Source organism: Bartonella sp. OD88NMGDW (genome assembly GCF_042193775.1).
In the GTDB taxonomy this organism is placed as follows: Bacteria; Pseudomonadota; Alphaproteobacteria; order Rhizobiales; family Rhizobiaceae; genus Bartonella; species Bartonella grahamii.
The window spans coordinates 105630-118215 of record NZ_JBHIMA010000003.1 but is presented as its reverse complement, the minus strand read 5'-3'; the positions used below and the strand labels follow the sequence as shown (position 1 = coordinate 118215).

The following is a 12586-nucleotide window of genomic DNA, read 5'->3' as shown; positions in this document are numbered from 1 at the left end:
TTTTATAAATCCTCTTCTGCGCCTCTTCCTATGAGGCCGGTTACCGCCCACTCAAGAGCACTAGAACTTTTTATACGTTAGGTCTCTCCAACCACTCCTAAAACAAAGCGAGGCATGGAATAAACCATTTTGCCATGAGATTACATTCTGTTATAGCGTTATTTTTTCCCAACGACAAGAGATCTCTCTTGTAATGATCCTCAACTAAGGTGTCTTTACCTTTAAGATGAATTTTCTTATAAAGGGTTTATTCGATTATTTCACCTCATGCTGTGGCACATTTATTCTGGTGGGATGCGTATTTTATTGTCTTAAATTCTAAAGAGTATCCAACTGGAAAGAAAGCCCTCAAATAGGAAGGAAAACTATGGCAGGCCATTCACAATTTAAAAATATTATGCACCGTAAAGGGCGTCAAGATGCAATGCGCTCGAAAATATTTTCTAAGCTTGCGCGCGAAATTACCGTAGCAGCAAAACAAGGTGCTCCTGATCCAGCCATGAATCCACGTTTAAGGCTGGCTGTTCAAAATGCCAAAGCACAATCGATGCCGAAAGATAATATTGAACGCGCGATTAAAAAAGCTTCAGGCACCGATGTCGAAAATTATGATGAAGTACGCTATGAGGGCTATGGACCAGGCGGCGTTGCCGTCATTGTTGAAGCTTTAACTGATAACCGCAACCGGACCGCTTCAAATGTGCGCGCCGCCTTCACAAAATCAGGAGGAGCCCTAGGAGAAACAGGATCGGTCAGTTTCATGTTTAATCGGATTGGTGAAATAATCTATAAGCCAGAAGCAGGAACAGCCGATAACATCATGGATGCAGCGATTGAAGCCGGTGCCGAAGATGTGCAATCAGAAGAAACCGGACATCATATTACCTGCGCATTTGAAGATATTGGTGAAGTTTCCAAAACTCTTGAGGCAAAACTTGGTGAAGCAGAATCGATTAAAACGATTTGGAAAGCCACCACCCTTGCACCAATAGATGAAGAAAAAGCTTTGTCCGTTTTGCGACTGATTTCAACATTAGAAGAAGATGATGATGTACAAAATGTTTATGCAAATTTTGATGTCAGCGATGAGATTTTGGCAAAATTATCTGTATAATTCCCACCATTTGCATAAGCCCTCTCTTCATTCATGAGGGCTTCAAAAGCATCTGTCAGCTCTCCTCTTTATCCGCACATATAAAAACCCCGCGTCAATAGCGGGGACTAACCATTGGTGCAACAAGAAAACCGCCATTAATTCCAGAAAACATCACCAAAAAATAAAACATAAAAAACTCTTTAGTCTCAGGCCTTTCTTACATACCCCAAAGATTATCCCTATAGCCCCTCTCTATTTGATCTTTTTGTTCTTTAAGATTAACCTCCCCACCCTCAAGTAATGAAGATGATCCGGTCTATAAACAATTCGGATTTTCTTGACGTATTTCTATGACGAATCACCCATGGAATTCACTTGAAACTTACTGCTCATAAAATACACACTCCCCTAAATATTCGCCACGCACTTAAAAAAATACTTAAATATCTCAAGGAGGTTTATATGCCCTATATCGCCACACCTCAAATGACAGTGTTTTGACAAAAACACAGAATAAAAATAAGCAAATGGAAAGCCAGAGCTGATTGTTTAGCAAAGTATTGTACAAAAAGCCGTTATATTTCTCTAATCCGTTGCGGATAAATTTTTGACTTTATAGTATTAACTTTATGGCGTCGTATGTTTCATAAAATAACGTCATTTATCTTAAAAATCTGTCCTTTTGCTATTACCGATCAGTCAATACTCAGACCTAAAACAACAGCGTACTTAAATAAAACACTTCAGAGAGCAGCAGAAAAACACCCTTGACAAGAGTCCAGACTCTTCGCAAACTAGATCGAAGAGGAAGTCAAAAATATATAGCGACACTTTGAATAAAAAGTTGAAATCTAGAGACCTCAGAATTTTCGACTCTATTTTTTCAAGGTATTGTTTTGAATTTTTTTAAGCATTTTCCCCCAAGGAAATTCCATTGTCGATAAACAACCGTAGATAATGGATGAAATCTACATAACTCCCCATGCCCACTATAATCAATTTCTTCTTTTAAATAATCAAAAACAATTGAGATTGTGTAAACTGAGATTGTGTAACCTTGAGACTGTATAGACCATATTCCTTCTATGTTCTGTTTTTAAGCATTTTGTTTTACTGTATATTGAGCAAAGGCGACCATGCTGGATCCGAAGCATCATTGGGTGTAGGGAGTTGTCGTTCATTGCGACCCGTAATATCAATCGTATAAATTTTTGGTCCCATACCGGGATTTTTGCGAAAGAACATCAGCACGCGACCATTAGGTGCCCAAGTTGGTCCTTCATTGTGAAACCCTGTGGTTAAAATTCGTTCTCCTTGTCCATCAGGGCGCATAACACCAATAGAAAATTGTCCGCTTAATTGTTTTGTAAAGGCGATATAGTCACCCCGTGGTGACCAAATAGGTGTCGAATAACTCCCATCGTTTGAAGAAATACGCTGAATATCACTCCCATCCGCATTCATTTTATAGATTTGCGGCTTTCCACTACGATCTGAGGAAAAGACGATGTGTTTTCCATCCGGTGAATAAGACGCAGAAGTATCGATAGCAGAAGTTGTAGTAAGTCGCGTCATCGTACGGGTTCGTAAATCCATGGTGTAAAGATTTGCACTGCCATCATTTTGTAACAAACTCATGATGACCTTTTGTCCATCAGAAGAAAAACGCGGAGCAATTGTCATGTTATTAAACGTTCCGATCAACTCTCTTTGTCCCATTTCAATTTGTTGAAGATAAACATGAGGTACTTGATTATCCTCATAAGCCATATAGGTCATTTCTTGTCTTTTTGGGGAAAACCGTGGTGTAAGCACCAATTCACTTCCATCAGACATATAAATCAAATTTGCGCCATCTTGATCCATCATTGCTAAGCGTTTAATGCGTGCATTTTGGGGTCCTGTTTCATCGATAAAAACAATTCGTGTATCAAAATAACCACTTTCTCCTGTCATCTCGCTATAGATCTCATCTGCGATCATATGTGCCACACGCCGCCAACGTTCTGTCGCGGTATAAAAACGCCGTCCTTTCAATTGTCTTTGTCCAAAAACATCCCATAAACGAAAATCGACCCTCAAACGTCCATCGATTTCTCTCATGACTTGCCCCGTAACTAAACCTTGCGCTTTTATTTTCTGCCAAGACGCAAAATGCGGTTGTTTATTAGGATTAGAAATATTTTCAAGAAAATTTTCTTTATTAAGCGGTAAAAAAAGCCCCGACCGCTCAAGATCAGCGGTCACCACAGCAGATATTTTCAACCCAATCGAATCATTGGAAATAAAGTCTGTAATTGCAATGGGAATGGGATTAAAATCAGCGCTCGAAATAGTCCCTTTCAATTGCGCATAGCCCGATGAAATACTTGAAAGCCACAACCCACAAGTGACAATAAACCAAGCTAAAACTTTATGTCTCGTTATAGTCATCATGGAATGTGTCCTTTCGTTAAGCCAATTTATTTTTTCTCATTCATCATCTTATTTCTTGGAGGGGATCAACATTAAAGTCAAAACCTTGCCCCCATAGATCATATTGATCACGTGGGAGATCTGCATAAGGTTGGCATGAAAAGACAGCGGCATACACCTGCCTCATCATAATAGCTTGTTGACTCTCAAGACCACTTACGGGATCAATGATAGGATCGCCCATAACCATCCCTTCACGATCTAAATAAAATCGCAACCGCACAACGGGACGGTTTTTTAAATCGCCACCAAGCGCCACAAGTTTAAGCTTCTGTTGAATACATCCCCCCGCAATATTGACCAATGTTTGTGCCATTTTTGTGGTATCATCAATGTTTTTTCTTGCACCCAAAGCTTCTGGTGTATGAGAACGTTTTGCTCCCCCTCCTTGTGACCGCGCACGATTGAGCAAATTATTTTCCTCCAGTGCTAAAATATCTTCAATGGTCTGTTTCTCTTGGTTTTTCTTGTTAAGCTTTGGCTTCTTTTGATTCAATGCAGCCCCTTTCTTCCTTGGAAATTCTTCGTCAAATTTTGGTTTAAACTGTGGAAGAAGAGATTTTTCTGGAAGTGTAATTTTGGGTGCTTGATGAACAATCTGCTCTGCTGGTACCTTCTGTACCATTGGAGCCAATTCTTTTGGCGATATCATCTCTTCATTTTTGTGCGCAGGCTTGAGCACATCTTCCGGAGCCTTCAAAGGCATCTCAGGCGCAACCTTGGGAGTATCCTCCGGTGGTGCCTCCAAAGGCATCTCAGGTGCAACCTTGGGAGTATCCTCCGGTGGTGTGCTCAAAGGCATCTCAGGTGCAACCTTGGGAGTATCTTCCGGTGTGCTCAAAGGCATCTCAGGCGCAACCTTAGGAGTATCTTCCGGCGTGCTCAAAGGCATCTCAGGTGCAACCTTGGGAGTATCCTCCGGTGTGCTCAAAGGCATCTCAGGTGCAACCTTGGGAGTATCCTCCGGTGTGCTCAAAGGCATCTCAGGCGCAACCTTAGGAGTATCCTCCGGTGTGCTCAAAGGCATCTCAGGTGCAACCTTGGGAGTATCCTCCGGTGTGCTCAAAGGCATCTCAGGCGCAACCTTAGGAGTATCCTCCGGTGTGCTCAAAGGCATCTCAGGCGCAACCTTAGGGGTATCCTCTGTTTTTGCTTCTAATAATTCTGGTTTTGTAAGTTCGGGTGCAAATGTTTCTGACGTGTTCTTGCTTGGTGGTAGCGATGCTGTTTCAACAGAACGCAGTTTTTCCTTTGGTTGAAAAGGTGCTAGACTATCTATTTGTCCCTCTCCAATATGGCGTGCATCTTCTTTCTCTTGTGGTTGCATAGTTGGTTTAACGGCAGGAATTGCACGGATGGGAGCCTTCACGGATCCTTGTTGAGAGGACAACTCGTCCACTAAAGGAGCAAGAGTGATAGGAATTGCTTCCAATGGTTGTGGTAAAGAGACAGAGCTTGTAAACTGAACGGCTCCCCAACTGAGAAAAATGACATGGACCACAAGGGATAAAGCCAAGCCTCGTTTCATGCTATGATAGGAGTCTTTGTTCATTCTTTATGCCTTATTTATGACTTATATTTTTTCATTTTTAATCACTCTATGCTCTCTTAAAAACATTTTAAAAACAACAGGGTATGCGAAATTTTATCACTTATTATTTATTGTGCTAGACTTGCTAACGCAACTTGAGAAAACCCCGCTTTTTGAATATCTGCCAGCAGTTTTAATACTTGTTGATATTCAACAGTTTTAGCAACCCGCACAAAAACCCGTTGATCTTTTTGTGTAGCATCTTCTTCCAGAAGAGTTTTAAGGTGTGCAATCAGTGCTTGTGACGTTTCATAATAATCTTGATTAATGGCAAAACGCCCTTGCGCGTCAAGTGAAACCGTAAGAGGCGTTTTTTGAGCTCGTACGGGACCTGCTTGACTACGAGGCAAATCTAGAGGAACACCGTTCACTAAAAGGGGAGCAGAGACCATAAAGATAATCAACAAGACCAGCATGACATCCACAAAAGGAGTGACATTGATCTCACTCATCAGTTGGCTTCGTGAATGATGGCGCCTACGTTTATTTTTCCGAGAAGAAGAAGCAACAGAAATTCCCATGGGATAAGCTCCTTTTTATAAAGAGGAAGGTGCTGTGCGTGTTTCATCAATACGCCGCGATACAATTGTTGAAAATTCATCGGCAAAATTTTCTATTTGTGCAATGATGCGCGCACTTTCATGAGTCAACTTGTTATAAGCAATAACGGCTGGAATTGCTGCAAACAAACCAATAGCGGTTGCTAAAAGCGCTTCTGCAATCCCTGGCGCGACAATGGCAAGTGATGTATTTTGAGAAGCTGAAATAGAAAGAAAAGACTCCATAATACCAATAACTGTTCCAAAAAGTCCGATAAAGGGTCCCGCAGATCCCAATGTCGCAAGAAAACTTAATTTTGATTCTATTTTTTCACTTTCACGCCCCAGCGTCAAATCCATAGCCTTATCAATTCTGCTCTGCAAACTTTTCGATGTATGGGTCCCTTTTTCAAGAGATTTTTTCCATTCAACCATTGCCGCCATAAAAACTGCGGATATACTATTGGTGCGTTGACTTTTACATGATGCATAAAGATCTTCTAGCGCTTTGCCTGACCAAAATGTACGTTCAAACTGCTTTATTTCACGCCGTATTCTCCGATACGTAAAAATTTTATCAAAAATAATTGCCCAACTCCAAATGGAAGCGAGCAGCAACCCGATCATAACACCTTTCACGATCCAACTCGCTTGCATAAACAAATGCAACATTCCAATTGTTTCCGGATTCGTTAGTTCACCATGCGGCATAATTTTTGTCCCTCTAAATAAAAGGTGTATTTTTTAAAATTCTATAAAACAGATTATTTTATAGTTTCTAAATTTAAGTAAAAAACTTTAGTCTCACATAAATCCATGCGCTAAAACAAGACTTGTTTTTTAAATTTCCTTAAAAAGTGATGACGAGAGACATCCCTCAACACACACACCCCTCATTTCACAACAGCATTTATGAAAAATATAACGATAAAGCCTTCCCCATAAATGCTATAAAAATAAAAGATATAAAAATGCGTGATATCAAATCTATTATGCACCACCATCTTTACGCTCATGAAAAGAAAGCTAAACCCTCATACACGTTTTAAGCTTAAAATGCAGTGATAAGTCTTAGCACTTGAAAACATTCATAAGAGGCATTTTTATTCCTTATCTTAAGTGTTTTTGTCCCCACTCACCAAGCCCGCTTGTGACATGTAAGAAAATGTTTTTTATTAATTGGCAGCAATAGAGCTTGAAAAGAAAAAATCTTACAAGTTTCAGAGTTATCTGAAAATGACAACGCAATAAATTATCATTATAAATAAATATGTTATAATCATGAAAGATTACGCTTTACCTCAGACTATTTTTTCTCTCATTTTGCATCAAATTTAATACGGGGACACCCTCGAACACAAAAAAACGACAATAAACCACCATAAAATGCCTCACAACAATGTGCCTCACCCATGCACCCCTAAGATAAGTCCCATATAATAATCTATTGTAAGTCTCATATAGTCTCATTGTATTGTAAATTAATCCCTTTCAATGCCCATCATCTCTCTGACACCATGGCATGGTATAACGTAAAAGCTTCTGTAACATGAAAAAAGCCTTTTCACATCTTTACTTCATGAAAACAGGCTTCTTCGTTCTCTTTTCTCACTTGCGATATTTGATCGTTATTGCATTGAGAATGATCTATAAAAAATATTTTTACAATTTTTCAATGATTTATATTGCTCATCTTATGATATGTAAGCAAATGATTTCAATTGTTTCAACATGTACAGATTTGAAATGAAAGTATTTTACTCTCATTACTCTATTGGAATTTGTGCCCGTGAGAAGTGATAATTTACCTTTCTGAGTCGATCTATCATATAAAATAATATGCTTTTAAAACTTTAAATCAAAAATGCATTTCTGCTTTGTATACATTGACCTCTCACTCATTCACTGCGTTTAGAAGCACAGATAAAGCCATGTATTATGGATGAAAATGGATAGGACATGCGCTCTTGTGATGCCAAATGACAATCCAGTAAAAAACAAATCAAATTGCTTAAAATACTCTTTGGGTGTTTTGAGAAAATTTTTGACCTAATAGCTTATTATCACTTTATTGCAACATTGCAATATTTTGCTGGGTATGTGCATTTTTATAAAAATAAATCTTAATCCATTTTTTATTTCTTTTTTTGTTTTGTCCTTTTCTGCTGTTTTCCTATGCCAACGAACCTTTCTTCAAAAGAAAGAAAATATCTTGAGTTTATAGCAGAAAATAGATGATGAGACATTGATTTTGAATCATAACATAGATGAGGCGTGTTTAATTTTGTGGGATATCATCTTCAATTTATTGTAGCTACTGTAGTAGAGGCGCTTTCTTTTGATGTATCGCGTGACCTTGTTGGAAAACATTTAGGCTATGATAAATGTATGATCTTAGATTGTAGATTACTTTATATCCCCTGATCTCTCCTAAAGCTGCTCGTTCAATGAATAACACTTTTAACCAAGCATTTTTGCAAAAAGTTCTTTGGGTAAACGTCGCGGTTTTGCCTCCTCATTAATCAGAGCAATTTCAACTTTGGCTGTTACCAACGTGGTCGCCTCATGCAAAATAGATTGCTCCATAAAAAAGCGTGCCCCTTGGATATGAGTAACACGTGTTTTAACAACTAAAAGATTATCAATTTTAGCTGGTCTTGAAAAATTAATTTCCATATGACGCACAACAAAAAACAGTTTTTCCCCCTCAACCCCTGCTGCTAACATCTTATTATTAAAACCGGTATCCCGTAAAAACTCTGAACGTCCTCGTTCAAAAAACTCAAGATAACGCGCATGATAAACCACACCGGAAAAATCTGTATCCGCAACATAAACGCGGACCTGAAAATTATGAAAAGCATTTGTATGATTGCTCTTAAAAGGAGTTATTTCTGTCATTGGCTTCATGTCCCATAAAATCATCTAATATAGCAAATTGTTTATCAATCAAAAGATTGAACACATTTTTGTGTTGAAGTTGTGAAAAGCAAAAGCCCCCTTAATCGTGCAAGACCTTTTTGGTCAGAATATGCTAAAAGAAGCACGTCTCTTGTATTTTATGACCTTACTATAAAATATTCACATAGTTTCTTTTAATTAAAGAGAATGTCTTAGTCATCTTCCCCATCCCATAAAGACGTCTGAAGTGATGAATTGTCTTGAGCATCAGAAAGTTGAGAACGCCTTTGTATAGACGTTGTAGAGGCAGGAGCAGAAAGCCCTAAATGGCTCCAAGCCTTTTCAGTTAGAATGCGTCCACGAGCGGTTCTTTGAATAAAACCTTGTTGGAGCAAATACGGTTCAACAATATCTTCAATGGCATCGCGTGGTTCTGATAAAGCAGCAGCAATTGTTTCAATCCCCACCGGTCCCCCTAAAAAAGTTTCCGCAATCAGGAGCAAGTAGCGGCGATCAAGCGGATCAAGCCCAAGATGATCGACCTCAAGGCGCGAAAGCGCTTCATCAGCGATTTTTTGGTCAATTTGTTTTGCCTGTTTAACCAAAGCAAAATCACAAACGCGCCGTAAAAGCCGCCCAGCAATACGAGGAGTCCCCCGTGCTCGGCGTGCAATTTCATGAGCACCATCATCACTGATCTTGACGGCAAAAAGCCGTGCATTACGCTGCACAATATATTCCAATTCTTCTATAGTATAAAAATTGAGACGAATTGGGATGCCAAAACGGTCTCTCAGCGGTGTGGTCAAAAGCCCCAAACGTGTAGTTGCCGCTACCAAAGTAAATTTAGCCAGATCAATTTTCACCGAGCGTGCGGCCGGCCCCTCCCCAATGATCAAATCAAGTTGATAATCTTCCATGGCTGGATAAAGAATTTCCTCAATCGCCGGATTTAAGCGATGAATTTCATCAATAAACAAGACATCACGTTCTTCGAGATTGGTCAAGAGAGCGGCTAAATCTCCTGCTTTAGCGATGACCGGTCCTGAAGTAGAGCGAAAATTAACGCCTAATTCTTTTGCCATAATCTGTGACAGCGTTGTTTTTCCCAGTCCCGGTGGTCCTACAAACAAAACATGATCCAGCGCTTCTTGCCGCGTTTTTGCTGCTTCAATAAATATTTTTAAATTAGCCCGTGCCGCTTCTTGACCAATAAAATCATCGAGAACTTGTGGTCTTAAGGAACGATCTGGATCGTTAGGAAGGGGTGCGGAACCCAGAAGGCGTTTATCTTCATCTTTATGCATTGTTACCTTGATTTTAAGTAGGAGAAGAAAGCAATTTGAGACTATGGCGGATCAGCAGAGCAGAAGAAACAGTTTCCCCCTCAAGAGCGTTCATCGCAAGAGCAAGAGCACGGGATGCATGCTCCCGCTCAAACCCTAGCTTCATTAACGCAGAAAGCGCATCATGCGCAGGTTGATTGGTCATCTCACGCTGAGGAACCGAAACAGTCTTGAGCGCTTGTTCAAAGGGGAGTGTTTTACTTTTCAACTCACCCACAATTCTTTCACTGACTTTTTTACCAACGCCCGGCGCTCGACTAATCATCGCAACATCGTTTAAGGCAATAGCCTGTGCGAGTTCATCTGGTGATAAAGTACCCAAGATTGCCAAAGCAACCTTCGCCCCTACTCCAGGAACATTTTGTAGAAGACAAAACCACTCCTGTTCAGCTCTTGTAGCAAAGCCAAAAAGGCGGATTGCGTCTTCCCGAACATGCGTTTCAATAAAAAGGCTTAACGCCTCCCCAACAGAGGGTAAAGAAGGACGGAGCCGATTTGACACAAAAACAACATAACCCACACCGTGAACATCAAGAAGGATATGATCATCAAAGATATGTTCAAGGGTGCCCTTTAATTTACCAATCATACCGCCATCCTTGCCTGATAAGATCGGTCAATACTCTTACGGTGCATACTATGACAAAGAGCAAGAGCAAGAGCATCAGCCGCATCACTGCTATCAAATTCAGCCCGTGGGAGGAGAACTTTGACCATCATATGAATTTGTTCTTTAGCACCGTGTCCAACACCAATAACCGATTTTTTCACTTTGTTGGGCGCATATTCAAAAACAGGAAGATTGGCTTGCGCAGGAACCAGCAATGCAATTGCACGCGCTTGCCCAAGTTTTAAAGTTGCTGTAGCATCTTTGTTGACAAACACATGTTCTACAGCGGCTTCATGGGGCATAAATTGATGCACAACCTCTGAAAGACCTTTGTGGATCTGACATAGTCTGGAAGCCAGCTCACACTTTACATCAGAAGAAACGGTCCCTGCTGCAATAAACTGAAGACGATTACCCGCAACATCGATAACCCCCCACCCTGTACGCCGCAATCCGGGATCAATGCCTATAATACGAATCGTCTCTGCCATAAACTACAGTCTATACACTTTTCCCCCCTGTGAATAAAGATGTGAATAAAGATGTGAATAAAGACAAGACCACAAAGAAAACAACAGCACAAGACAAAACCAGTAAAAAGATGATCATGCCCCCCAATTATAACACGCAACGAACAGCATCTTTATGAAACATACTTTATGAAGCATAACTGAAATCAATCAAAACCATTCACACATCACAAGCAAGCACCCTATCAAACACCTTATAAAACATAAAAATTCTCTTTCTTTATCATGTCCAATGCCATAACAGTTAAACATCGCAAGCGAGCAAATAGAGAGTGCTGGATTGTACATTCATTAAGTGTAAAGAGACTATGCAATAGATAGTATACACTTTACGGAAACTTTTTACATTATAACATGTTGCTACCACAGTAATTCAACAAATTGATTTATAAAGATAATTCATTATTTTGTATGTTGAATAAGAATCCCGAATATCCTAAGATTTTCTCATTACAAACCTCTTTATATTGAAGCAATCAAAACCATTCGCTCACATATGAAACGTGGGATTTCCCTATGGAGTAAAACTGTACAAGAAAGAACTAAAAATGCCTCTCATGAACCATCTCTAATGCCAAGGGCTTATCACAACATTGGGAACTGGCAAATATGATGATCGTGCCGGCTTGCTCCGTTGCAAGCGTAAAGATGAGGAGGCTCAATGGATGTAAGCAAGAACTGAGAGGTGTTTTTGAATATGCCCATTACACCACAATGACATTGCATAGAGAGGGACATTATGCATGGGACACAGAGAACCCCCGAGGCATTCATTATAGAGCACTTTATTTTGGATGTTTTATTTTACGAGAAGGAAAATAACTTCCATTCAAAACAAGAGAAGCCCAAAAACTAACACAATGTGTATCATCCTCATTAACACACGCTTTACAGCAACTTTATAGGCATAAATTATAGAGCATAAATAAATTGATGTACAAGCCCCAGCTCTATCTAGCGCCTGATCATTATCATAGCCAAAACAAAATCACACGATATATCAACAGAAAGTGTCCCAGCTGCAATCAACCGAAGCCGATTTTACAAGACCAACCATACCCCACATTCCATGCCATATTCGAAATCAATACCTATACACCCCCTCCCTCTACCCCCCTCTCAGCTATAAGCTCAAGATATTTCCTACGCTCAAATAGAAATTAGGCAGAAAAAAGCACTCTAGATTAGTTTTAGTTGTGAAATTTCGGTTGTAAAAAATGGGTAGATTGCTCTAAATATCGCAAGAAAGAAGCAAGGAGCTATTCTTCTCAGAACACTCAAAAGCTGTTTTCAGTCATTCGATTTGTTTTCCCACTAAATTATCATTTCTTAAACTACAACCGCCCCTTATTTACCAGAGTGCTTAAACTACAGCCGCATCTCTAAACGAAAAAATGCACGCTCTTAAAAGCAATGAATGAGAAACAAATTGGCGAAAAACTTCTGGCAATTCATGCCAATGAGGGGTTTCAAGTTCCAATGTCGGTGTATGAAGTGA

At 39.8% G+C, this 12586-nt stretch carries 9 protein-coding genes; 1 reads left to right on the top strand and 8 read right to left on the bottom strand.

Annotated elements, in window-relative coordinates; genetic code table 11:
* Positions 1-367: 367 nt before the first annotated feature.
* Positions 368-1114, top strand: coding sequence for a YebC/PmpR family DNA-binding transcriptional regulator (locus tag ACFIJR_RS03460; RefSeq protein ID WP_005774608.1), 747 nt, complete (start codon positions 368-370; stop codon positions 1112-1114).
* A 1092-nt stretch (positions 1115-2206) separates the two neighbouring features.
* Here the strand turns inward: ACFIJR_RS03460 and tolB are convergent.
* The 8 genes from tolB to ruvC form a co-directional block, all read right to left on the bottom strand.
* On the bottom strand, positions 2207-3532 hold the full coding sequence (gene tolB, locus ACFIJR_RS03455; protein ID WP_375648419.1) for a Tol-Pal system beta propeller repeat protein TolB: 1326 nt from the start codon (positions 3530-3532) through the stop codon (positions 2207-2209).
* 43 nt (positions 3533-3575) lie between these two features.
* Entirely contained in the window at positions 3576-5123 is a 1548-nt protein-coding gene (locus ACFIJR_RS03450; protein WP_375653603.1) for a cell envelope biogenesis protein TolA, read from the bottom strand.
* A gap of 107 nt (positions 5124-5230) precedes the next feature.
* Positions 5231-5683, bottom strand: coding sequence for a protein TolR (gene tolR, locus ACFIJR_RS03445; protein WP_375625263.1), 453 nt, complete (start codon positions 5681-5683; stop codon positions 5231-5233).
* 15 nt (positions 5684-5698) lie between these two features.
* On the bottom strand, positions 5699-6412 hold the full coding sequence (gene tolQ / locus ACFIJR_RS03440) for a protein TolQ (RefSeq protein WP_375606538.1): 714 nt from the start codon (positions 6410-6412) through the stop codon (positions 5699-5701).
* A 1749-nt stretch (positions 6413-8161) separates the two neighbouring features.
* On the bottom strand, positions 8162-8602 hold the full coding sequence (ybgC, locus tag ACFIJR_RS03435; RefSeq protein ID WP_375635534.1) for a tol-pal system-associated acyl-CoA thioesterase: 441 nt from the start codon (positions 8600-8602) through the stop codon (positions 8162-8164).
* Between the two features lie 212 nt (positions 8603-8814).
* Positions 8815-9909, bottom strand: a complete 1095-nt coding sequence (ruvB, locus tag ACFIJR_RS03430; RefSeq protein WP_375613207.1) for a Holliday junction branch migration DNA helicase RuvB — start codon at positions 9907-9909, stop codon at positions 8815-8817.
* Between the two features lie 13 nt (positions 9910-9922).
* A complete protein-coding gene (gene ruvA / locus ACFIJR_RS03425) occupies positions 9923-10537 on the bottom strand; it encodes a Holliday junction branch migration protein RuvA (protein WP_375626548.1) in 615 nt (204 codons plus the stop codon).
* The gene (gene ruvC / locus ACFIJR_RS03420) at positions 10534-11049 is read right to left on the bottom strand and encodes a crossover junction endodeoxyribonuclease RuvC (protein ID WP_375626550.1); all 516 of its coding nucleotides are present in this window, start codon (positions 11047-11049) and stop codon (positions 10534-10536) included. Before ruvC ends, ruvA begins: the two co-directional genes overlap by 4 nt.
* Positions 11050-12586: the final 1537 nt, after the last annotated feature.

Excerpts from the sequence above, each read along its gene's own strand:
- ruvB (WP_375613207.1), bottom strand. The coding sequence starts at position 9,909 with ATGCATAAAGATGAAGATAAACGCCTTCTGGGTTCCGCACCCCTTCCT.
- ACFIJR_RS03450 (WP_375653603.1), bottom strand. The coding sequence starts at position 5,123 with ATGAACAAAGACTCCTATCATAGCATGAAACGAGGCTTGGCTTTATCC.
- ybgC (WP_375635534.1), bottom strand. The coding sequence starts at position 8,602 with ATGACAGAAATAACTCCTTTTAAGAGCAATCATACAAATGCTTTTCAT.
- tolQ (WP_375606538.1), bottom strand. The coding sequence starts at position 6,412 with ATGCCGCATGGTGAACTAACGAATCCGGAAACAATTGGAATGTTGCAT.
- tolR (WP_375625263.1), bottom strand. The coding sequence starts at position 5,683 with ATGGGAATTTCTGTTGCTTCTTCTTCTCGGAAAAATAAACGTAGGCGC.
- tolB (WP_375648419.1), bottom strand. The coding sequence starts at position 3,532 with ATGATGACTATAACGAGACATAAAGTTTTAGCTTGGTTTATTGTCACT.
- ruvA (WP_375626548.1), bottom strand. The coding sequence starts at position 10,537 with ATGATTGGTAAATTAAAGGGCACCCTTGAACATATCTTTGATGATCAT.
- ACFIJR_RS03460 (WP_005774608.1), top strand. The coding sequence starts at position 368 with ATGGCAGGCCATTCACAATTTAAAAATATTATGCACCGTAAAGGGCGT.
- ruvC (WP_375626550.1), bottom strand. The coding sequence starts at position 11,049 with ATGGCAGAGACGATTCGTATTATAGGCATTGATCCCGGATTGCGGCGT.